This is a genomic window from Halonatronomonas betaini (assembly GCF_015666175.1).
Classification (GTDB): domain Bacteria; phylum Bacillota; class Halanaerobiia; order Halanaerobiales; family Halarsenatibacteraceae; genus Halonatronomonas; species Halonatronomonas betaini.
Genome location: NZ_JADPIE010000002.1, coordinates 20,643 through 45,051, shown reverse-complemented (window position 1 = coordinate 45,051; position 24,409 = coordinate 20,643). Strand labels below are relative to the sequence as shown.

The 24,409-nt window shown below is 32.1% G+C and carries 14 protein-coding genes; all 14 read left to right on the top strand.

Annotated features, from left to right (window positions below; genetic code table 11):
• The first annotated feature begins 123 nt into the window (after positions 1-123).
• The 14 genes from I0Q91_RS03325 (at position 124) to I0Q91_RS03260 (ending at position 24,375) form a co-directional block, all read left to right on the top strand.
• Positions 124-4,611, top strand: coding sequence for an AAA domain-containing protein (locus I0Q91_RS03325; RefSeq protein WP_270452857.1), 4,488 nt, complete (start codon positions 124-126; stop codon positions 4,609-4,611).
• Positions 4,612-4,666: 55 nt separating this feature from the next.
• Positions 4,667-6,475, top strand: a complete 1,809-nt coding sequence (locus I0Q91_RS03320; protein WP_270452856.1) for an McrB family protein — start codon at positions 4,667-4,669, stop codon at positions 6,473-6,475.
• Positions 6,476-6,486: 11 nt separating this feature from the next.
• Positions 6,487-9,111 carry a restriction endonuclease-like protein gene (locus I0Q91_RS03315; RefSeq protein ID WP_270452855.1) on the top strand — a complete coding sequence of 875 codons (2,625 nt, stop codon included), beginning with the start codon at positions 6,487-6,489 and terminating at the stop codon, positions 9,109-9,111.
• 395 nt (positions 9,112-9,506) lie between these two features.
• Positions 9,507-12,152, top strand: coding sequence for a PD-(D/E)XK nuclease family protein (locus I0Q91_RS03310; RefSeq protein WP_270452853.1), 2,646 nt, complete (start codon positions 9,507-9,509; stop codon positions 12,150-12,152).
• Positions 12,145-15,366, top strand: coding sequence for a UvrD-helicase domain-containing protein (locus tag I0Q91_RS03305; RefSeq protein WP_270452852.1), 3,222 nt, complete (start codon positions 12,145-12,147; stop codon positions 15,364-15,366). Before I0Q91_RS03310 ends, I0Q91_RS03305 begins: the two co-directional genes overlap by 8 nt.
• A 115-nt stretch (positions 15,367-15,481) precedes the next feature.
• A complete protein-coding gene (locus I0Q91_RS03300) occupies positions 15,482-16,039 on the top strand; it encodes an HD domain-containing protein (RefSeq protein WP_270452851.1) in 558 nt (185 codons plus the stop codon).
• A 320-nt stretch (positions 16,040-16,359) separates the two neighbouring features.
• Complete coding sequence (locus I0Q91_RS03295; protein WP_270452850.1) at positions 16,360-17,844, top strand: alpha/beta hydrolase family protein; 1,485 nt, start codon at positions 16,360-16,362, stop codon at positions 17,842-17,844.
• A 270-nt stretch (positions 17,845-18,114) separates the two neighbouring features.
• Positions 18,115-18,300, top strand: a complete 186-nt coding sequence (locus tag I0Q91_RS03290) for a hypothetical protein (protein WP_270452849.1) — start codon at positions 18,115-18,117, stop codon at positions 18,298-18,300.
• A 30-nt stretch (positions 18,301-18,330) separates the two neighbouring features.
• Positions 18,331-19,281, top strand: a complete 951-nt coding sequence (locus I0Q91_RS03285; RefSeq protein WP_270452848.1) for an aminoglycoside phosphotransferase family protein — start codon at positions 18,331-18,333, stop codon at positions 19,279-19,281.
• Between the two features lie 33 nt (positions 19,282-19,314).
• Positions 19,315-19,731: a GNAT family N-acetyltransferase gene (locus I0Q91_RS03280; RefSeq protein ID WP_270452847.1), complete on the top strand. Its 417-nt coding sequence runs from the start codon at positions 19,315-19,317 to the stop codon at positions 19,729-19,731.
• 12 nt (positions 19,732-19,743) lie between these two features.
• Positions 19,744-20,004 carry a DUF3795 domain-containing protein gene (locus tag I0Q91_RS03275; protein WP_345790941.1) on the top strand — a complete coding sequence of 87 codons (261 nt, stop codon included), beginning with the start codon at positions 19,744-19,746 and terminating at the stop codon, positions 20,002-20,004.
• Between the two features lie 43 nt (positions 20,005-20,047).
• Entirely contained in the window at positions 20,048-20,893 is an 846-nt protein-coding gene (locus tag I0Q91_RS03270) for an aminoglycoside 6-adenylyltransferase (RefSeq protein ID WP_270452844.1), read from the top strand.
• 217 nt (positions 20,894-21,110) lie between these two features.
• A complete protein-coding gene (locus tag I0Q91_RS03265; protein WP_270452843.1) occupies positions 21,111-22,946 on the top strand; it encodes a phosphoenolpyruvate hydrolase family protein in 1,836 nt (611 codons plus the stop codon).
• Between the two features lie 199 nt (positions 22,947-23,145).
• Complete coding sequence (locus tag I0Q91_RS03260; RefSeq protein WP_270452842.1) at positions 23,146-24,375, top strand: Tm-1-like ATP-binding domain-containing protein; 1,230 nt, start codon at positions 23,146-23,148, stop codon at positions 24,373-24,375.
• Positions 24,376-24,409 lie beyond the last annotated feature (34 nt).

Here is a 24,409-nt window from a genome sequence, read left to right as displayed (position 1 = left end):
AGAAAGGTTGATATAATGGAGACTCTCTTAGAATATTCTTGATTCATAATGATGAAACATTAGAAAGCCTAAAAAAAGATATAGAATAGTTTTAATAAAATTAATAAATCGGAGAGATGATATATGCAAAACATTGTAGAAAATGGATTAGATTTTTTTAATTATTTGGAAGAAGTTATTCGTTTAAGTTATAAAACAACTTATAATATTGATGAATATAACAATCTTTTATTATATGAATTTCAGTTTAAATCTGAAAATTATATTACTATAGAAAAAGAAACTGAATTATCTCCTCCAGTTATTACAATTAAGAGACCTGATGAACCGAAAAGACCAGAAATACCTGAAGTATTAAATGGGTGGATAGAATTTGAACAAAGTGATAAATATAGTCTTCCTCATAAAATAAATAAAAAACTAGTTAATGACATAGATGAAGAAAAACAAGTAATTTATTTTGATGATGAGGATGAAAGAATAGAAGTTTATGAAAAGTATCTTAATGAACTAAAAACTTGGCTAGAGAATATTGAACCTATTTTAAAAACTAGAAAAATATATAATCAGTTATTTAAAGAAAGAAAAGCTTTGAATTATCAAGACAATATAGAATTTGTCATTGGATATGGCTTAGTTCAGTGGCATAAGGATAATTCATTTCTTAATTATCCTGTTATTACTCATGATATGACTATAAATTATGATGGCAAATCTAATGAAATTAATATTACTTATCCTGATGATTCAAATTGGATGGTTCAAGATGAACAGCTTGCTGAATTTTTAACTTTACAAGAAAGAGAAAGCATTAATAAGATTTTTAATAATTTATTAAATTCTGATTCTGATGAAGATGGATTTAAAGATTTATTATATTCATTAAAAGAACTTGATTCTAATGCTGAAATTAAAAATATAAATAATTTGAATTCAAGTAAAATAAGTAAAAATTTAAAGATATTTAATGGTTGGATTTTATTTACTAGAAAAAAGACTATAGTTGAACAGATTAAAGATATTGAAGAATTTAAAAAAGAAATCAATACAACTTTTGAGATAAACAATCCGATTTTAAAACAAATTCTAACTCCTCCAAAAAATAAAAAGATTGATCACAGTAAGATTAATAGCCATACTGAATGGGATAGCACATTAGATAAGAGTGTATTATTTCCTAAAAAAATTAATCAAGAACAGGTAAGAATATTAGATTATTTAGAGCAAAGCCAGGGAGTTGTGGTTCAAGGACCTCCTGGAACTGGTAAAAGTCATACTATAGCTAATCTTGTTTCTCATTTTGTGGCTAGCGGTAAAAGAGTATTAGTAACAAGCGAGAAAGAACAAGCTCTAAAAGTTCTTTCTGATATGCTGCCTGATTCTGTCGAAAAATTAAGCATGACCGTATTATCAAACGATGATAATAGAATAAAAAGATTAGAAAAAGTAATAGATAATATTACAAACATTGTTTCTAATTCATCGGAAGCTCAGTTACTAGAAGAAAAATCTAATTTAGAAAAATCATTTGAACATAAAAAGGAAAAATTAGAAAATATTAAATCAGAAATGAAAAAATTATCTAATGCTGATAAAGCAGTTTATATAAGTCCAATGGACCAAGAGCTATATCCAGCCGATGCTCAAAGATTTATAAAAAATGAAAATTATAAATATAATTGGTTTAATGACTTTCCAAATTATGAAATAGAAGAGAATAGAAATGAATTTGAAGAATTTATAAAATTACATCCAAGTTCTATTCCTTCAAGCGAAAGTCTAGAAGAAGCTTTAAAAATAAGAAAAAAAATTGAACTAGTATTAGAGGATTTAGTAAAATATAAGTTGCCAAATATAAATAAAATAATAACTAAAGCAGAATTTGAAAATATTGCAGAAAATAAGTATGAAATCGCAAAAAAAGAATCAGAAATCAATTATTATTTTGATGGTTTAGAATTGAAAAGTAATTTACAAGTTTTAAGAGAAAGTTATGAATTAACTCAAAAAGTAAAAGATATTTATTTTGATATTAATAATACATGGGCAATAGAATTTATTGAAAATAATAAAGATGAATTAGATAATATAGAATCCAGTTTGTTAAAAATAAAAAATCTTAATGAAATGATACAAGAAAAAGCCCAGAAATTAAGTTTTACAGATAGTATTGAACTTAATGATAAATATGATTATAAAATTTATCAAAATTTTATAAATCAAGCTATTGAAAGAGTAGAAAATGGTAAAAATCCTTGGAATGCTATAAGTCTATTTGGTTTACTTGATAAAGGACAAAAAGAAGCAGTTAAATCTGTTCGCTTAAATCAAAAGCTTCCTGAAGATAAAGGTGAGTGGGGCAAGATTAAAGCTTTTGTTGATAGTAAAATTATTCAAAAAGAATTAATAGTTAACTGGGATAATTTTGCTGCTAATTTTGTAGATAATAATTTGCCAGAAATTAAAATTGAATATAAGGCTAAAAAAGTAAATTCAATTGTTGATAAAATTATTAATGCTTTAAACTATACCAAAACACTTAAAAATGAGTTAAAGCTAATGTTGAGTGAAGTTATTTATGGTTCAGGGAAGTCAATTGTTGATAATATAGAAAATGAATTAACAAATATTTCAACAGTTTTAAATCTCAAAATTGAGAATTTAAAATTAAATAAATCAGATGAGAAATATAATAATCAAAAAAAATATTTACTTGATTTTAAAGATGATCAAGCTCATCCACTAGCAATAAATTTATTAAAAATATTAAAAAAAGATTATATAGAATTTAAAAATTGTATCGATGATTGGGGTAAATATTATAATCAAATATCAAAATTAAATGAAGACTACAAGAAACTTGAAGAAATGAAAAGTTATTTAGAAATAGTTAAAATTGAATCACCTTTATGGTATGAAGATTGGTTAGATTATAAAATGGATTCCAATAAATTCAAATTAAATAATTGGAAAAATGCTTGGAAATTCAATATTTTAAAATCATATTTAAAAGATATAGAGAACAAAAATAAAAAGATGGCAAAATTAGAAAGTGAATTGAAAGAAAATCAAGATACTATTACTAAATTAAAAGAAGATATTGTAGATGTTACAACTAAAATTAGTTTAATTAATAATATTACTCAAAAGAATATTAGAGCTTTAAAAAGCTGGAAGGGTATGATAAAAAAAATTGGTAAGGGTTATGGTAAATATGCTAATAAATATGCAAAAAAAGCTCGCAAGTATATGAAAGAGGCAAGAGATTCTGTACCTGCATGGATAATGCCTATTTATAAGGTTTCTGAAACTACTGTTAAAAAAATGTCAACTTTTGATGTTGTAATTATTGATGAAGCTAGTCAGTCTAATGTAACAAGCTTACTGGCTTTATTGAGAGCAAAAAAAGCAATTATTGTTGGAGATGAAAAGCAAATTACACCTTCAGCAGTGGGTAGGGATAAACAGAAAGTTTTTGATTATATAAGTAAATATTTAAAAAATATTCCCTATAATGATAATTTTGATTTGGAGACAAGTATCTTTGAGTTAGCTGAAATATTTTTCGGAACAAAAAGTTTAATGCTAAAAGAACATTTTAGATGTTTACCAGAGATTATTACTTTTAGTAATGAATTGTTTTATCAAAATAAAATAGTTCCATTAAGAAATCCTGCTCAAATTGAAAAATTAGAACCGGTTTTAGAAAATATTTATATAAGAGAAGGTTATAGAGAAAATAAAGTTAATAAGGTTGAGGCAAAAGCTATTTGTGAAAAAATCCAAGAGTTACTTCAAAAAGATAGATATAAAAACAAGACTTTTGGGGTTATTTCTTTAACCGGTAGAGATCAAGCTAAATATATCTATAATTTAATTGATAATTATATTAGTACTAAAGATCAGGAAAGAATAAGATTTCACGCTGGAGATGCTTATGATTTTCAAGGGGATGAAAGAGATATAATTATTCTATCAATGGTTGTTGGGGGTGAAAATGATAACTATAGAGCTCTGTCTGGTAAAACATATGAGCAAAGAGTTAATGTTGCTACTAGTAGAGCAAAAGATAAATTAATATTATTTCATTCTGTTCAATTAGGAATTGATCTGATTAATCCAGATGATTTAAGATGCAAGTTACTAAATTATATTAAAAATGGAATTAGCTCTAATAAAGTACATGAGGATAAAAAGAAAAATTGTGATTCTAAATTTGAAGAAGACGTATATGATTGGCTAGTTGAAAGAGGTTATAGGGTAACTCCTCAGGTAGAAGTTGGATCTTATAAGATTGATTTAGTAGTTGAAGGAGAAAATAACAGATTAGCTGTAGAATGTGATGGGGATCGCTGGCATCCTCCGGAAAAATGGTGGGATGATAAACTAAGACAGCAGCGATTAGAACGTGTGGGATGGACATTTTGGCGAGTATCTGGTTCCAATTTTTATGCTAATCCTGAGCAAGCTATGAGTTCAATAATTAAAATTCTTAATTCCCTTAATATTAAACCCTATGAAAAAAAAGATAAATCAGATGGAGAAATAAATGAGGCTGAAACATTTAAGGACAATAACGAAAATATAGAATCCAAACTTAATTATGTCTAAATAAAATGGTTAAATGATGTTGAATAGTTCACTCACATATAGAAAGGCTGATATAATGGAGACTCTCTTAGAATATTTCCAAAAGATAATGGAAGAATATCAGGATGCTAGAAGAGAAGAAAGGTTTTCTGGCCATGAATTAGGAGATATATTACGTAATGAATTACCAGATCTCCTAAAAAAGATAGTGGCTGCCGATACTAACTTTAATCAGGATAAATTTCTATATAAAGGTTCTATCGGCCAGGGCAACTGGGCCTATGTTCCATGGCTTGCTATCTTAAATAAAAATATAACTACAACTACCCAGGAAGGTGTTTATATAGTCTATCTCTTTTCTGAAGATATGGAGAGGCTTTATTTAACCTTAAATCAGGGTGTGACGAAAACGGCAAATATTGAATTAAAGAAGGTCAAGCAAGAATTAAGAGATGATCTTTATTTAGAAGGTTTAAATACTGATGATAATATAGATCTTGCAGAATCAGTCAAAGGTTCTGAATATGAGGATTCAACTATTGCTTATCTCAAATATAATTTTGCAGATATTCAATCAGGTGCAATTTCAGAGGATAAATTAAAAGCAGATTTAAAGCAGCTTTTGAATATATATGACCAGTATGCCTCCCATTATGAAATAGTTGATCAGCCAGATGAGTCAAAAGAGAATGAAGAATTGGAATACTTAGATACAGCAAATACAATCGTAAGAATCGAAAATTATATTAAAGCTCAAGGATTTACTTATCCAGATGATCTCATTAAAAACTTTTATCTATCACTTAAAACTAAGTCCTTTGTTATCCTGGCCGGGATCTCTGGGACAGGTAAGACGAAACTGGTCCAGCTCTTTGCTGAAGCTATTGGCTGCACAACTGAGAATAATCGCTTTAAGCTAATCTCTGTCAGGCCTGACTGGAGTGATAGCTCTGATCTTTTAGGTTATACAGATATCCAGGGGGAATTTCAGCCAGGTCCATTGATCGAGACTATTAGGATGGCAGTTGAGGAATCTAAAAATTCCACACAAGAGAATCCAGCAAAACCATATATTATTTGCCTGGATGAAATGAATCTGGCTAGAGTTGAATATTATTTTAGTGACTTTCTCTCGAAAATGGAGACCAGAAAGTTTAATTCTAAAGGAAAACTAACTACTGACAAATTGATTTCAAAATCTGATTTAGGCAATAATGAAGATACATTAAATAAGTATGGCGAGCTTTATTTGCCTGATAATCTTCATATAATAGGCACTGTTAATATGGATGAGACTACCCATCCTTTTAGCAAAAAAGTTCTGGATAGAGCTAATACTATTGAATTTAATAGAATTGATCTCATGGCCTTTAGTTCTGATTCTGATCTAGATAAAGAAGATATTGAATCTATGCTAATTGATAATCATACTTTAAGAACAGAATATCTTAATTTGATAGAACTTCTCCCAGAAAAAGAAGCTGAAATTGTAGAGACTACCAGGATACTCCAGGATATCAATAAGAGATTAAAGCCAGCTAATCTTCAAGTAGGTTACAGAATCCGGGATGAGATTAATTTTTATATGATCTACAATAAGCGCCATAATTTAATGGATTTCAACAAAGCATTAGATTATCAGATTCATCAGAAAATCCTTCCGAGAATTCAGGGGAGCAGTCGAGTTTTAAAAGATATATTACTGGATCTCTTTGAATTTACTGCTGGAGGCCAGTTCTCAGTTGAACAGGGCGAGCAATCATCGGATTTAAAAGATCATCTTATTAGTAATTATGATGACATTAAATATTATAATTCAGCTAAGAAGATTGCTGAAATGATAGAAAGATACGAACAGGACGGCTTTACCGCCTTCTGGTTGTAGGAGCTGTTTATATGTCTGAAAAACTCAAAAAGAAAGAGCTTATTCAAATAGAAACTGATGCCTTTTTAATGACCATTAAGGGCAAGCCTGCTCATCCTAAAGCAGGTATATTAGAACCTGCCAATATAGATCAAAAAGCCAGAGTTGATTTATCATTATATGCTCTAGATCATGGTCAGGTAACTCTTAAATATTATGAACGCCAGGAAGATCAATTAATAAAGGCAGACTCTGAATCTATCGTTATCAATCCGGTATTTTTCGAATATCAGGATTATGACATTTATATAGAGAGCAAAATTGAAAATCAACTTAATAATCAAATAGAATTTGATCATATTAACCGAGAAATCAGGGAGGCAGTCACTCCACCAACCAAAACAAGTAAAAATTTATTTGGCAGCATTAATTTTAATAGTGATATCGGTTTAAGCGATCTTATTTTAAAAAATAATGGCAAAACTATAGCTTCATTGACGATAGAAGTATTTCCTAGCAAAATAGATTATCAAGAGGATTATCAGCAATTAATTCGTGAAGTTAATGAGGAAGTCTATAATCTGGCCTATGACTTTCTTAAAAAGACTTATCAAGAGATGCGCCCTAAAGAGTCAGACTCTGCAACTGATTCAGAGTTTTATACAATTCTAAGAACAATTTTTAATGATCTGCTAAAGGCATTTAATCGAATTAAAGCTTATCCCCATCATCGCCTGGTTAAAGAAGAAAAGGTAAAACCGGCATCAAAGGTTAAGGATTTCAATCGCCAGAGTATAAAATGGATCAATAAGAATAGCCAGCATTACGATAGAGAACTGGAGCTGCCCCGAAAACTTTTAACAGTCGAGAAAAGGACCAGCTTTAATACCTTTGAAAATAAGTTTATTCGCTGGATTTTTAACCAGCTCAATAAGCGTTTAAATAGATTTTCTGATAGATATAACTCAATGCAGCGAGAAACTGACGAAAGACTATTAACAGAATTAAAATCTATGCAGAGAAAGTTAGAATATAATCTCAAACATAGTTTTCTGGCCGGAATTGGTGAGCTAAATAAGCTGGATTCAATAACCCTTGTTCTTCAGATGGCACCAGGGTATAGAGAGCTATATAAATATTATCTTATGCTATTAAAGGGATTATCTCTCCAGGGCAAAGTTTTTGAGCTATCATTAAAAGAACTTTGGGAGCTCTATGAATACTGGTCCTATCTGAAACTTAATAGATTGATCAGAGAAAATGATAAATATGATATGATCAAGCATAATTTAATAGATCTCGATTACTCAGGCATTAATGTTACTCTCTCTAAGGGTAATCAGGCTGAGGTTCATTATGAAAATATCAAGACAGGGGAGAAGTTTACACTCTCATATAATAAGATGGTTGCCAGCAGTTTAACAACAGGCCAGAAACCAGATAATGTTCTGACTCTCAATAAAGAAAATTCAGATGTTGAATATCACTTTGTCTTTGATGCAAAATATCGTCTAAATCCAGGTAATGGTGGAAAAGATAATAGTATCCCTGGACCAGAAGAAGCCACCATCAACACAATGCACCGCTATCGTGATGCCATCATCTCAGAACTTAAGTCTAATAATTCAAGCTCAGACAGTCACGACATGTCAGAACCAACCAGAGCAGTAGTTGGTGCCTATGTCTTATTCCCATATAATGATGAAGAGAAATATAAAGACCATCAATTTTATAAGAGTATCGATAAAATCAATGTCGGTGCCTTTCCATTTTTGCCTAACCACACAGAATTAGTATCAGAATTCCTTGAAGAATTAATCGAAGAATCAGCCCTGACCAATTATGAGAGAAATCTTTTGCCAGCTGGGACAGATAGATATCAGCAGGAAACCGACTTTAAAGATAATGTTATTATTGGCTCCTTAAGTGGGTATAATCTTGACGAAAATCAGACTGGAAGATTATTAGAGCACTGCCTTGAAGAAAATGTCTTTTACATTAAGTATAATCAGGCAATCCTATCAAAAAATTTAGAATATATAGGTTTTTATCAGTCAGCAAAAAAATTCCCGGAGTCTGCCGGACTCCATTATTACGGTAAGATCAAAGAAATTGATGTTAAATCAGGTTCAGATATATTCCTGGCTCCAGGTAGCAAATCAGACAGTAATAAATCTAGTAATAATTCATATGAGAAGAATCTATTTACAGCTGACACATATACCAGTTCCCATTCGTCAGGAGACGCACCAGAAGGCCTGTATTTGGCTTTTAAAGTTGAAGAATGGAATCAGCTTAACCCACCAATCAAAGCTGAAGGATATGGCATTATAGGCAATTATATTTATACTAATGATATGCTCCTCCAGCGTGCCAAAACCCTTCCAGAGTTAAGCATAAAATCCCTGGAAGAATGGCGCATCTGGCTGGAACTCAAACGTCTAAAAGAAGAGATTAAAGTCCACCTGAAAACCAAAGGTATAGATAACATTAACAAAGAAACTAGCATTACAGGGTTCTCCAATCAGAGCTTCAAGATCCATATTGAAAATGATAATTTAATAATTACAGATCCTGATAATGATAGACTTATTTTTGAATGCACCATCCTTGAATTTATCGCCAACCCAAGAAGAGTTTTTAATCAGATTTACTAAAATTATTTTCTGGCTGTTACAAAAACAAAAGAAATTTAAGATTTAAGTGATGACTATTTATTGCATAATATAATTACCGGGAATTGCAAAGTGGAATTCCTGAAAGTTACAAACTAAAATTCCTCATTATTGCAGAGTTAAAAAATAAAAATGCAAAAAGCTTAGATAGTTTATATTATCAAACCAGACAACAACTGTCCACCTTAAATGATAAACTAAAAATGCAATATTGAAGTTAAACCGGCTGAAATATTGCCGGTTTATTTAATTTATTCTGATAAACAAATATACAATTATTGCAGGATATATTTAGCAAATCGTGAACTATGACATTAGAGATAAGTTTGAATATTTATAATCATTATTACTGATTACTGTGAAAGGAGAAGTTAACCTTGTCTAATTATATTTCTGCTTTAAAAGAGATCTCGGCAGATCATCAGCTTGCTTCAAAAATTCTTCTTATGCCAGGGTTTTCAAGTGGCAATCAATTCATTCATAAATTAGTAGATGCAAATATAAAATTATTAAATATCAACATCCAGACAGTTTTTAGCCTGGTCAAATCATTAATGGAAGCAGATCTTTTCAGAAATGATCTGGAGGTAATTGATAACTTTCATTCCACCTTTTTAGTTTATAGAGTTTTATCTGAACTCCATTCTAAAAATGAGCTTGAATATTTAAATCAACTTGCTTTAACAGATGGTGTCTTAAGAATGCTGGCAGACTCAATTCAGGAATATAGAATGGCGGGTTATACTTCAGATGATTTAAACGCTAATGATTTTATCAGTAATAAAAAGAAAAATGATTTATTTAAAATCTTAAATAGCTATGAATCCAGACTGAAATCCAGTAATTATTTAGATAAAGCTGGATTATACAAAAGGGCAGTAGAAAAAGATTTTAAACTATCAGAAGAGATATTAATTAAACCTGATATTTTTGAATTAACTCCAGTTGAAGAATCCTGTTTAAATAGTATCTGTCCTGACAGTCTAAAGAAATATCAAATAGATATCTTTCAGGATAAAAATGCTCAGCAGGATATGAATTTTGAGTTTTTAAATGCCTATGGGAGCAGCAATGAATTAATAAATATCATTAGAGGGCTTAAAGAGCAGAATATAAAACTCGATAATACAGCAGTCTATTACTTAAAAAAAGAGCCATATTCCCAGCTGCTCTATGATTTTTCAATTGAACATAACCTCCCTGTTACTTTTGCCCGGGGAATTTCCATTAAGAACAGTCAGCCAGCTGAAATATATTTTCAGGAGCTAAAAAGGATTGATAATGATTTTAGTATCTCTGGAGTGGTAGAGCCTGATGATCTTGCCGGCATGATTCTGGAAAAGGTAAAAAGTGATGGGTTAACTGATACAGAAATCAATAGAGAAGCCCGAGAAGTAGTCATAACTAAGCTTGAACTTTTTATTAGATACTTTGATATACCGGAAGAAAAAGAAGTGGTAATAGAGCGATTAGAGGATTTGATTGTCGGTGAAAGGATTGGGTCAGGCAGTCCAGAACCTGGCCATCTCCATCTGGCACCATATCAGGATTCTATCTGGTCCAATCGCCATAATAAATTTTTCATAGGTTTAGAAGATAAGAATATGCCAGGTGCCAGAAATGAAGATCCAGTCTTACTTGATAGAGAAAGAAGCAGTTACTCATCTTTAAAAACCAGAAGTGATAAAAATAGAGAAGAGATTCAAAAATTAAAGCAGATAATTTTAAGTAGTAAAGGTAATACCCGATTAAGCTATTCAACCTTTAATATTATTGAGAATAGAGAACAGTCTCCTTCCTCCATTTATCTTGAAGCCTTCAGAGAAGATAAGCATGATGATTCACTGGATTACAGTGATATTAAAAAGCTGATGCCTGCTCCAGCCGGCTTTGTTCCGCCTGATAAAGAGCAAAGTTTTACAGTTAAAGATTACTGGCTCTATAAATATATTAAAGAAAATGAAATTGAAAATAATCAAGAATTATTAGAGTATTTTTATCCAGATTTTAAAGCTGGAATGAAAGTTTTAACTTTACAGGTTGAGCCTGAATTCAATCAGTATACAGGTAATATTGATAATCCAGATGATAGATTTGACCCCAGGGAAAATGATGATTTAAAGGTGTCTGCCAGCCGGCTTGAAACAATGGCAAAATGCCCCTATCAATATTTTTTGAAATATATTTTGAATATATCCACCCCGGAGCAGGAAAAAGACCAGACCACCTGGCTGGAGGCCTTTGAGAAGGGCTCGCTCCTCCATAGAATCTATAGAATCTTCTTTGAAAAACTGACAGATATGAATGAAGAACCTTCTGTTGCTAAACATTTAGATTTAATTCTTGAAATAGCTGACCAGGAGGCCGAAAAGCTAAAAGCAGATATCTCTCCACCAAATGATAATATATATCGGCTGGAACTTAAAAATATCAGGAAACTCTGTCGTCACTTTCTCAATCTTGCAGAAAATATTGAAACTGATTCAAAACCAATCTCCTTTGAGTATGGATTTGATGATATTGAACTTAGTCTTTCCGATGATAGTAAGATTAATATCAGGGGATTTATCGATAGAATAGATCTAAATGAGGATGGCAGTTATAATATTATTGATTATAAGACCGGCAGCGATTATAGTTTTAGTACAAATAATTATTTTAATCAGGGCCAGCAGCTCCAGCATGCCCTTTACGCAGCTGCCTATGAGAGAGTAGATGAAGATAATATAGATGTTAAAAATTCAATTTACTTCTTTGTTGCTCCGAAAGCAAATACTCCTCAATATATTAGAACCAATAACAGGCAGGATACTTTAATAGAAATAATTGATATACTTTTGAGTTCCATCTCAGAGGGGACCTTTGTTCCAGCCCCTTATGATCGGGAGAGGACTATCTGCAGGATATGTGATTTCAATAAAAATATCTGTGAAAGAGATGAAAATGACGCTCTAACTAATTTATTTAATGATGACAGTCACGATAAGCTGGTTTCTTTAAGGAGGCTTAAGTCCTATGACTAAAGAGTTAAGCGATCAAAAACAAAGAGATGCAATCATCAATGATCTCGAATCAAATATACTTGTTGAGGCTGGAGCAGGTTCAGGTAAGACGACCAGCCTGGTATCCAGATTTACTGCCCTGGTTAAATCCGGCCTCCATTCTCCTGGCAGTATAGCCACCATCACTTTTACCAGAAAGGCTGCAGCAGAACTGAAAGAGAGAATCCAGACAAAACTTGAAGATGAACTTAAAAGCAATCTCGATGCAATCGAAAGAGACAGAGTTAATGAGGCCCTGAACAACTTAAACCAGTACTATATCGGGACTATTCATTCCTTTGCTGCCAGTCTTTTAAGAGAAAGGCCGGTGGAGACAGGTCTTGACCCTGATTTTAATGAAATATCAGAAAGAGAAGAGGATCACTTTTTAGACAGGGCCTATAATCGCTATTTAAATAAATTAAGGCTAAATAACCCTGAGGCAATAGAAGAACCCGAATCAACAGGAGTATCACCAGATGAATTAAGGGATACTTTTAAGACTTTAAGTGAATATCCTGATGTTGAAATAGCAGTCTCTGATAAAACTAAACCTGATATAGAAGAAACCTATAATAGAGTAATTGATTTTGCAAATCGAGCAATCAACTATATCCCAGATCAGGAACCAGATAAAGGCTATGATGGAACCCAGAGGGCAGTCAGAAAAGCCTATTATCAATATAAATATGCAAATATTGAAGACGACCTGGCGAAATTAGATATTATTGAGCTATTTAATAAAAGTGTTAGCATAACATTATATAAATGGACCAAAAACGATGTAGCAAAGAGATATAGAGATGAAACCCTTCCTGGTATTAAGGCCAATTATATTGATCCCTTTATTGAGCAGTGGTATAAGTACAGACATCGGAAAATAGTAGAGTTTTTAGAGCCTGCTTTAAGTTTCTATCGCCAGGAAAGATTAAATCATGCAAAACTTACTTTTCAGGATTTATTATATACAACAGCTAAAACCTTAAAGAATAATCCATCTTTCAGGCAAGATTTTCAGCAGAAGTATACAGCCTTAATGGTAGATGAGTTTCAGGATACAGATCCACTCCAGGCTGAAATCATCTTTTATTTAACCGGTAAAAATACCGGTGAAGAAAACTGGAGACAGCTAAAACCTATACCAGGTTCTCTATTTGTTGTTGGAGACCCAAAACAGTCTATTTTTCGGTTTAGAAGGGCAGATATAGCCATCTACAATCAGGTTAAAAAACAGATAGAAAATACAGGTGGCAGGGTCCTTTATCTTAATAGTAATTTTAGAACAATACCTGGCCTCACAAATTATTTAAATGGGAAAATAGAAAATATATTTACTGAGAATGATAATGGCAATACAGAAATCTATGCCCCGCTGGATCCTGTAAGAGACCGGGCAGAAAAGGAGTATGAAGGAATTAAAAAAATAAATATTGGCAGTGAATATTCAAAGAAAAAAGAGATGTTTGCAGAAGATGCAAAGAAAATAGCAAGATTTATAGCTTCTTCAGTGGAAAATGGGCTGGAAATTACTGTACCTGAAAATGAAACTAATCAGGCAACTACCAGAAAAGTTACTTATGATGACTTCATGATTATACTCAGGAAGAAAAAAGCTATTGGGCAATATATTAAAGAACTCAAAGAATATAATATACCTGTTGATGTCACCGGAGGCAGTACCTTTGACCGGTCGGCTGAAGAGTTAAGAGATCTCCATAAATTATTAAAATTAATCGATAAACCTGAAGAGGATAGCTATCTTGTGGCTGTGCTTAAAGGATTGTATTTTGGTTTTAGCGATGAAGATCTATATGAACACAGAATTAACGGTAATAATTTTAGATTACTGGAACAGGACCCTGAAACAATAAATAATGATAGATTGGCAGAAGCAATAGAACAACTAAAGGAATATCATGACTGGAAATTTAAATATTCTCCTGCAGCTTTTCTCAATAAATTGGTTGTTGACCTTGGCCTGATTCCATATACTTTAAATCTTGATCTGGCTGAAAACAGGGCCAGCAATATATTTTACCTGCTGGAATATATAAGAGAGGCCGAAGTTAATGATTATCTCTCATTCTCCGATATGACAGATAGGTTAGGAGAAATTTTTGCAGATGGTATAGAAGAAGAATTGAACTTAAACCCTTCATCCAGCGCTGTTAGACTGATGAATCTTCACAGGGCAAAGGGCCTGGAATCTCCGGTAGTTATTCTTGCCGGACCTTTTGATAGGAGCAACCATTCCCCGGATAGACATATAATTAGAGGTGAGTATACTAATACAGGTTTCTTCTGTTTTAAAAAAGATATAGGTCAATATTATTCTAAATCTATCGCATATCCACCTGACTGGGGATATTATGAGAATATAGAAATTAAAGAAGAAGCAGCTGAAGAAGAAAGGCTGATCTATGTAGCTGCCACCAGAGCAAAAAATCTGCTGGTAATCAGCAGCTCAGAATGTATAAGAAAATCTGATTTCACAAAAGATCCTTATAATCCATGGAGGAGGCTGCTCCAGGAAGGGGTTCCTTCATTGGAGATACCTGAAACTTATTCAACTAAAAAATCAGCTAATAAAACTAAAGTGGAAATAAAGGAATTTGAAAAATTCATTGAAAAGGAAAAAGATTTTTCTGATAGATTAAAAGAACCAACCTATTCCTTGAAATCAGCTACAGACTTCGATAAAAGAGACTTATACAAATATTTAAAGGGAGATGATGAGGGCAGTATGGATTATGGAACTGCGGCCCATCGTCTTATCGAAAAAATTATAAATGATTATGGTAAAGATGATCCAGACAGGATAAATAACTTTATTAAGATGCTGGTTGAGAAAAATGAATTAAAAGATACTGCCCTGGAGGCATTAGAGCAGATAACCAGCGACTTTCTTAAGTCCGATTTATATGAGAAACTCGGTAAATCGGTTAGAATCGAAACCGAAGTTCCATTCTATTACCAGAAAGATAGTAATGAATATGTCTCCGGTATAATTGACCTTGTTTTTTTAGATGATGACAGCTGGAAGATAATAGACTTTAAAACTGGCCGACCTAAAGATAAAGAAGACGAGATAGGTAAAACCAGGGCATATAAACCTCAACTTGATATCTATCATGAAGCCTGGACTGAGATAACCGGTTCTGAACCGGCTGCAACTGAATTACACTGGCTGGATTAATTATTTTATTTCATGAGAGGTATTTATAGGTGCTAAAATTCCACATTTGAATAAGCTGGGTCGAATTATTTATCTTGATTAAAAGCAATCCATTTTCCATGAAAGGAAGGATACAATGGGTTATAGTAAATTAGTTATTAAGGCTTTAGAATATGCAGCTTTTTATCATAAAAAAGAAGTCAGAAAAGGAACCAAAACCCCTTATATTGTCCATCCAGTTGAAGTTGCAATGATCTTAAAAGAGAGTTCACTTGAAGAGGAAATTATAGCTGCCGGAATACTTCATGATATTTTAGAGGATACTGGTGTCACTACAGATGAACTCAGGGCAGAATTTGGGGTAGAGATATTAAGATTGGTATTAGGAGCATCTGAGGAATTAGAAGATAGAGAAGGAACTGAATGGGAAGAAAGGAAAGAACATACTATAGGGTTTTTAAAAGAAGAAGCTGATTTTAAAGTTAAGGCTATTGCCTGTGCTGATAAGTTAAGTAATGCCAGAAGTATGCTAAGAGACCTGGAAACTGAAGATCCTGAAAAGTTCTGGGATAGGTTTAATGAAGTAAAGAAAGAACAGAAATGGTATTATGAATCTTTAGTTGAAAGCCTGGATGAGTTAGATGGTATGGAGATGTATAATGAATTTAAGGAAGTTGTTGATAGGTTGTTTTAATAAAATTATAGGTATTATGTATCAGGCTGAATTAAATGGTAAATTACCATCTGAAATTCACAGGAGGAAGATATTTTAACATCTAATGTTTTTTCTTATTTTAAATACTCTAATAGAAACTTATTTTAAAAGATGATTTGGAAAAGCTAGAATTAAATATGGGTAAATTGTTAATTAGCCTTAAATTAATTATATCAGGAGGCGATAAATTATGATTGAATGGTTACTCATATTTATAATTATTGCATTCATAGCCACCAGATTTAAGAAAGATTAAATATTTAAAGGGGGGATTCATTATTAAAATTAGTAAGTCAGTTTTGTTTGTTATCTTTTTAGTAAGTATTTTAATTACTTTAGGAGCGTGTGATACAAGCGGAGATATTGGAAACATAATAGATGAAACAGATAAAATAATTGATAGTGGCCCTATTATTGAAACTAAGCATAATGATGCAGAAGGAACATGGATAAAAAAAGAGAGCGATAGAGATGATGGTCCACCTTTTATTATAAACCTGGAGTTTGTTGAATATGAAGATGAGCAGGAAATTAAGAGGGTTATTGATAATTATCAGTATGGGAGAACTGGAGCTTCTAGTGATATATTTGTACAAGCAGGTGAATTTAGAGAAAATAATGAAAAAGTATATATGTTTATAAAAGGTAAAGAAAGAACTCTAAAGGCAGCTATAATATTAGATGATGAAAAGGGTAATGATTTATTAAGTCAAGCTAGAAACAAAGAGGGCTCTAATTTTGATGATTTTATAATAAATATAATTGCAGAAAGTGAAGATGTTGTATATGGAGTAATAGAATCTGAAAGTCAACTCATTGAAGTAGAAAGTGATCCTTCTAAAGGCTTTAATTGGAATTACTATGTTTATATACCAGAATCATTTGATCCTGATGATAACTCAGATTACACTAACCATATTCTCTTAAGAAATAATTATCCTGATGTTAGTAATGACCCTGAAGAATATAATAGCTCAGCGAAGAATATGGCTCAAAGAAGTCAAGTTGGTGAAGAATTAGGAATCCCAATTATAGTACCTGCTATTCCAAGGCCAGATAACATTGATGGAGCAACCGAGCCAGCAAGTCATCATTTTACAACTCGACTTGATAGAAATACATTAAGTCTTCATTTAAATGAAGGTGTTGATGAGAAATATCATAGATTAGATCAGCAGATTGTATATATGTTAGATGATGCTCTTGATAGATTAGCTGATAAAGATATTTATTTGGATGATAAGGTTTTTACCTGGGGTTATTCTGCCTTAGGTCATTTCACAAATAGATTTAGTAAATTACATCCAGAGAGGGTTCAGGCATCAGTATCAGGTGGTATAGCTGTAATAACACTTCCTGAATATGAAAGGAATGATGTTGATCTATATTTCCCGGTAGGTGTTTATGATTTATTAGAATTAACTGATAAAGAGTTTGATATGGAAGCATATAAAGATATTCCACAATTCATTTTTCGTGGCAAAGCAGATGGAGGAGATGCTCTTTCAGGCGATAATACAATAGATGAAAGAGAAAGAGATAAATATGAAAAAGCTGTAGAAACTAAGACACTTTATGATGATGAATTAGCTTGGACTGAAGAAGGCTTACAAATTATGATTGATAGAATGAATAAGGTTGAAGATATTTATAATATAAATAATATACCAGCACAATTTAGATTATATGAAGGCGTTGAGCATGAAATGACACCTGAAATTTATGATGATGTTATAGAGTTTTTTAAGAGGAATGCTGGCAATGAATTGAACGAAATTGATTAAATTAAAGTATATAAAGATAGACAGTGATAAATTAAACAATTTAAGGAGGCCATTAATCTAATGCAAATCCTGGCATAAAAGAAAATAGGTGATGGTGTAACATTAATAATACAGTATGAAAAAGAAGGGATTGTCATATATCTAGATTCATATAATTTTTCAAAGAGATATCCACTATCTCCGGAACAATGGTATAACCTTGTAGATGCAACTAATATAGCTAGCGATACTTTAAAAGAGATAAGGGCAGCCAGGTTCTCTGAAAATGGCATGGGAGCAATAAGGTTTTCTAATTCTATCTGCTATAAATGTTTTCATGTAAATGAAGATGGTCAGTCCTGCAGAGCCTTTCCAGATGGAATTCCAGGCGAAATCTTAACAGGAGAAGTTAAGCATACAGATCCATATGAAGGCGACAACGGAATCCAGTTTGAATTAAATAAATCAGCATTATAATATTTTACTTTAATTTCAAGAGGTGAAACCATGTCCAATAAAAAAATTTCAGCCAAAACCTATCAGAATTTAAAAACAAGAGCTGAAGAAATTTTAGAGGAAAATCTGGCTGAAAAAAGAGAGGTTGAAGGTCTCCAGAATAACAACTGGGTATTTCTCACTGTTGATAATAAATCACCTTATCTGGTTAAGTTTGTGCCAGCGGAGGAGAAAGAAAGATTGACAATAGAAAGAAAGGTTTATCAGTTTGTAAATGACAGGCTGGATATTACTGTTCCTGAGGTTTTAGCTTATGGCGAATCCGAATACGGAGACTATCTGGTAAGGGAGGTTATTGAGGGGCAGAGTTTAAAAGACTATTTAACTGATGGTAAAAAGAATGACAGGGTATTATATCAGGCCGGCCAGTTACTGGCTAAATTACATCAAATAGAGTTTGAAGAAAAAGGCATTTTCACCTCTGATTTAAAAGTAAAAGAATATGATATCTTCTCAAAGGTCGAGTACAATAAATTTCTTGAAAAGTTATATGATCATGAGGAGATTACAGAAAAAGAATATTCTTTATTAAAGCAAGTAGATGTTGATTATTATTTTAAGAGACCTCCCTATGTTTTCTGCCATAGCGATTACAGCCCTAACAATATTTTAGTAAATGACGATGATGTTGTTAGTATAATAGATATGGAATGGGCCTGTTCTGCACCTTATATGGATGATCTAGCTTCTTTCGACTTATTCCTTGAATTAGAAGGATTTAACTATGGGATTGAAGAATATTATAAAGGGTATAATAGCATTAAAGAGATAGATGATTATTATTTTGAGCATAAAAACTTTTATAAGTTTTATAGATTGGTTACGATGCTCTCTTATCAGGTAGCTGCAGAAGATGAGAGGTTTGATAATCAATTCCTGGAAAATATGAAAGCTAAATTTCGTAGTCAATTAACCAATTACCCTGACTTCAAAAGTATTTAATTTAATAGATATCAAAACTAATTCTTGAGAGGAATGGATCAGATGATTAAATATTTAACTTCTCTGGACGGAATTACAGCTGAGCAGTTAGGGGGATTCTTTGTTGGCTGGGCTGAGCCTCTAACACCAGCAGAACATCTAAAAGCATTACAGAATAGCGAATATATTGTTTTAGCCTTTGACACAGAAAAGCAGAAGGTTGTCGGTTTTATCAATGCTCTCTCTGATGAAATAAACTTTGCCTTTATCCCAATGCTGGAAGTCTTGCCAGAATACCAGAAAAGTGGGATAGGCAAGGAACTAATTAATAAAATGCTTGGGCAATTAGCTCACCTGGGTTGTATTGATTTAACCTGTGATCAGGAGCTGCAGCCTTATTATGAAAAATTTGGCATGCTCAGGTCCCATGGTATGATTTTGAGAAAACATTTGAATCAGAGAGGAGAATAGATAGTGGAAAAAATAATTGAATCTAGATGTGGAATTCTCTGTAGTGAATGTAATTATCGTGATGAAGTAAATTGTGATAGCTGTGTAAATATTGCTAAACCGTTCTGGGGTGATATCTGTCCGGTTAAATCATGTTGTGAGGAAAAGAAGTTAAGTCACTGCGGAGAATGCGAGACTTTTCCCTGTGATTTGCTTAAACAATTTTCCTATGATGAAGAACAGGGAGATAATGGTTTAAGAATAGAACAATGCAGAAGCTGGGCCAGGCAATAACTCAATTTTTGCAGGGGGAAATTTTACTGGAAAAGAGGTTTTTATGAGAACTGAAAAAGAAGTCTTATCAGAATTTAATAAATGGGCTAAAGCAAAAGACTTGATTAGAACTGCAATCTTAACCAGTTCCCGGGCAAGACCAGCTGGAGAGATTGATTTCCTATCTGATTATGATATCGAGCTCTATGTTACTGATTTAAGAATCTTCAAGAAAGATGACAGCTGGCTTGAGCCATTTGGTCCTATTATTGTTCGCTGGCCTTATAAGCCTCGTTCAACAGGCTTTAAGCCAGGCAACTGGATTACCAGGCTTATTTTATTTAAAGATGGTGTCAGAATAGATTTTCAGATTACCGATCAGCAGCAGATAGAACCAGATGCCTATGATAACGGTTATAAAGTTTTAATAGATAAAGATCAAGTGGCGAGCCAATTAGCAGAGCCGACCTATTCAGAGTATATTATCAATAAACCTGGCAGAGAAGAATTTGAAAACCTGGTAAATGAGTTCTGGTGGAATGCATATTATGTTCCTAAATATCTCTGGAGAGAAGAGATAACCTATGCCAAGTATATGCTGGATAATATTCTTAGATATTCATATTTACATAAAATTATAGACTGGTATATCGGGATGGAAAATGACTGGTCAGTAGAAACAGGAGCATTAGGTAAAAATTTCAAGGATTATCTTAAACCAGATACCTGGGCTGACTTAGAAGAAACTTATACAGGGGCTGATATAGAAGCTAACTGGAAAACATTTTTTAAAATGACCGATCTATTTAGAAGGTTGGCTAAGGAGGTTGGCAATGAGCTGGGGTATGAATACCCAGATGAAGTAGACCAGGAGGTCATGGAATTTTGTAAAATGATTAAAACAAAATAATTTTAATTTGAAGAGGAAAAAGATTATATTGAAGTAACCGAGCACCGCATAATTAATGATATTCCTTTTATGGTTATAGATTATCTTAGCCTATATGATGAAATTTAGATGTAACCTGGAACCAGCGGGTCTTATTTTGAATGAAAAGAGGTTTTTAACTTATAATGTTGAATTATCTAATAAGTTAAATTGTGTTTAGAGGGGAGGGAACAGGAAAATGCAAGATAGAAAAACTATACTACAAAACATGAAAAATATAATCTCCAGAGACGAACCACTATTAGGAGTAGCAGTTGGTTCAGGTATAAGTGCCCGTTATGCTGAAAAAGGTGGAGCAGATTTTTTAATGGTTTTAAATGCTGGGATCTTTAGAATGGCAGGTGTTTCCTCAACTGCTGCTTTACTTCCTTATTATAATGCAAATAAATTGGTAATGAATGTAGGTAAAAATAGAATTTTACCTGCAATTAAAAATACTCCAGTTATTTTTGGTATGTGCGGTACTGATACAACTATTGATAGATTCAATTATTTAGATCAAATTGAAAAAGCTGGTTTCTCTGGCGTAACAAATTATCCATCAGTAGGTATAATTAATGGGATTTTAAAAAATCATTTAGAAGAAAATAAATTATCATATAAGTGTGAGGTAGAGATTATTGCTGAGGCTGTTCGAAGAGATCTTTTCACAGTAGCTTTTGTGTTTGATGAGCAACAGGCAATTCAGATGGCTCAGGTTAATGCAGACATAATCTGTATAAATTTTGGCTGGACAAAGGGCGGGGAACAGGCACCGGATAAGGATTTCACTCTGGATCAAGCTGTAAATAAAACCAATAATATTTATAATTCTCTTAGAAGAATAGATTCTGATACAATTGTAATGGTTTATGGTGGTCCTATTAACTCTCCAGAAGCAGCAAATTATTTATTTAAAAAAACTAATATTCTTGGTTATATTGGAGGATCTGTTTTCGAAAGAATACCTTTAGAGAAAGAAATATTAAAAACTACTCAACAATATAAGATGTTTACTTCTGTTAAAAAAAGTAATAGCCAAAGATTAAGACAGGAACTTCGGAAAAAGAAATCTTTTGGTCAACTAGTCGGAAAGAGTAAGTCAATGCAAAGAGTTTATAGTATTATTGATCAGATAGCTGATAAAAAAGTTAATGTTTTAATAACCGGTGAAAGTGGAACTGGAAAAGAACTTGTAGCTAGAGCTATCCATTATTATGGAGAATTTAGTGACGCTCCTTTTGTGCCAATCAATACTGCTTCGATCCCATATAATTTATTAGAAAGTGAACTTTTTGGCCATGAAAAAGGCTCTTATACCGGTGCTCATAAAGATAAAAAGGGTAAATTTGAAATTGCAGATGGAGGCACCCTGTTTTTAGATGAAATAGCTGATATGCCAAAAGGGTTACAGGCTAAAATTTTGAGAGCTATAGAAGAAAGTAAAGTTCAAAAAGTTGGAGCTGAAGATACTTTTGATGTCGATCTAAGAGTAATTGCAGCCACAAATAAAGATTTAAGAAAACTTGTTGATAAAAATAAATTTAGAGAAGATCTATTTTATCGTTTAAACGTAGTTCATATAGAATTACCTCCATTAAGAGATAGGAAAGAAGACATTCCTCTATTAATTTCTGAGTTCTTAAAAGAAAATAATGATAAGTATGGAGAAGTTATTAAAGATGTAACCCAGTCTTTTTTTGATTCCATTATTCAATATGATTGGCCAGGTAATATACGAGAACTAAAAAATGTTATTGAAAGAGCATATGTATTAAATGATGAAAACGTAAATTTTTTAACCAGTGAAACATTACCAGCTCATTTGAGAAGTAACACATATAAAATAGATGAAGAATTTTCAGATGATAATGGTGACTTAAAGGGTAAATTAAATATTCTTGAACAAAAAATTATTAAAGAGACACTTGAAGATAATGATTTTAATATCTCTAGAAGTGCAGAAGAATTAAATATTACTAGAAAAACATTGAGAAATAAGATAGATAAATATAATATTAGTGAAAACGAGTAATCATTACTCGTTTAAACAATGATTAATGAGTAATGATTACCCACCTTTATTTTGAGATTTTTCTTTCAATTCATAATATTGCCCCTGCTATTGATTATAATACCAGGGGTTTTAGTATTTAATTCACTAATATTTTATTGTTGGCATGAATTATGCATATTTATTAAAGTGTAAAAATTAAATATTAAGGAGGGTGAATATGTCTGAAAAAAAAGTTGTTGGTATTATTGGGACGCTGGATACTAAAGGCAAAGAATGTGAATTTGTTAGGGATATAATTAGGAATCAAGGTTTAGAAACATTAATTATTGATTCAGGAGTTAAGAATGAGCCAAAAATTAAAGCTGATATTTCTAGAGAAGAAGTAGCAGATGCTGGTGGTGAATCATTAAAAAGTTTAATTGAAAAAGATGATAGAGGGCATGCAGTATCAGTAATGGGTAAAGGTGTTAATAAAACTGTCAGTAAACTTTTCAATGACAAAAAGATTGATGGACTTATCTCCTTAGGAGGCTCAGCAGGAACAACAATAGGTACTGCTGCAATGAGATCTCTACCTTATGGAGTTCCAAAAGTTATGGTTTCAACTCTTGCTTCAGGTGATACATCTCCATTTGTTGGCACAAAGGATATACTAATGTTAAATTCAGTTGTTGATGTTGCAGGCTTAAATAAAATATTAAAAACTGTATTAACCAATGCCGCACTCTCAGTTGCCAGTATGGTTAAAAATAATGAATTGGTCAAAAATATTAAAAGCGATAAACCTTTAATTGCAGCCAGTATGTTTGGAGTCACAACACCATGTATAGAGAAAGCTAAAGAATATTTGGAAGACAAAGGTTATGAAGTTCTTGTCTTTCATGCAACAGGCACAGGCGGTAGAACAATGGAAGAATTAGTTAAAGAAGGCCATCTTGTTGGTGTATTAGATGTAACAACTACAGAATTAGCTGATCAGTTAGTTGGAGGAGTTTTATCAGCAGGTGAAAATAGACTTGAAGCTGCAGCAGAAAAAGGTATTCCACAGGTGATTTCAACAGGAGCTTTAGATATGGTCAATTTTGGCCCATTTGATACTGTTCCAGATAAGTTTTCTAATCGCAACTTATATAAGCATAATGAAAATGTCACTTTAATGAGAACAAATAAAGAAGAAAATCGTAAATTAGGCAAAATAATTGCAGAGAAAATTAATAAGAGTCAACCAGGCAAAACAGAAGTATTTTTACCATTAGGTGGAGTTTCAATGATTGATGCTAAAGGTCAGCCTTTTTATGGACCTGATGAAGATGAATTACTTTTTAATGAAATTGAAAAAAACTTAAAAGATGGTATAAAACTTCATAAGCTTGATAATAATTTAAATGATGAAGAATTTGCAGTTAAGATAGCAGAAAGCTTGCATAAACTAATTCAAAATAATTAAGGAGGCTGTTAACAGTGGTAAAGTTAAATAAAGA

Coding starts and splice junctions, on each gene's coding strand:
- I0Q91_RS03325 (WP_270452857.1), top strand. CDS start 124: ATGCAAAACATTGTAGAAAATGGATTAGATTTTTTTAATTATTTGGAA.
- I0Q91_RS03290 (WP_270452849.1), top strand. CDS start 18,115: ATGGGAGCAATAAGGTTTTCTAATTCTATCTGCTATAAATGTTTTCAT.
- I0Q91_RS03300 (WP_270452851.1), top strand. CDS start 15,482: ATGGGTTATAGTAAATTAGTTATTAAGGCTTTAGAATATGCAGCTTTT.
- I0Q91_RS03315 (WP_270452855.1), top strand. CDS start 6,487: ATGTCTGAAAAACTCAAAAAGAAAGAGCTTATTCAAATAGAAACTGAT.
- I0Q91_RS03320 (WP_270452856.1), top strand. CDS start 4,667: ATGGAGACTCTCTTAGAATATTTCCAAAAGATAATGGAAGAATATCAG.
- I0Q91_RS03270 (WP_270452844.1), top strand. CDS start 20,048: ATGAGAACTGAAAAAGAAGTCTTATCAGAATTTAATAAATGGGCTAAA.
- I0Q91_RS03280 (WP_270452847.1), top strand. CDS start 19,315: ATGGATCAGATGATTAAATATTTAACTTCTCTGGACGGAATTACAGCT.
- I0Q91_RS03260 (WP_270452842.1), top strand. CDS start 23,146: ATGTCTGAAAAAAAAGTTGTTGGTATTATTGGGACGCTGGATACTAAA.
- I0Q91_RS03305 (WP_270452852.1), top strand. CDS start 12,145: ATGACTAAAGAGTTAAGCGATCAAAAACAAAGAGATGCAATCATCAAT.
- I0Q91_RS03285 (WP_270452848.1), top strand. CDS start 18,331: ATGTCCAATAAAAAAATTTCAGCCAAAACCTATCAGAATTTAAAAACA.
- I0Q91_RS03265 (WP_270452843.1), top strand. CDS start 21,111: ATGCAAGATAGAAAAACTATACTACAAAACATGAAAAATATAATCTCC.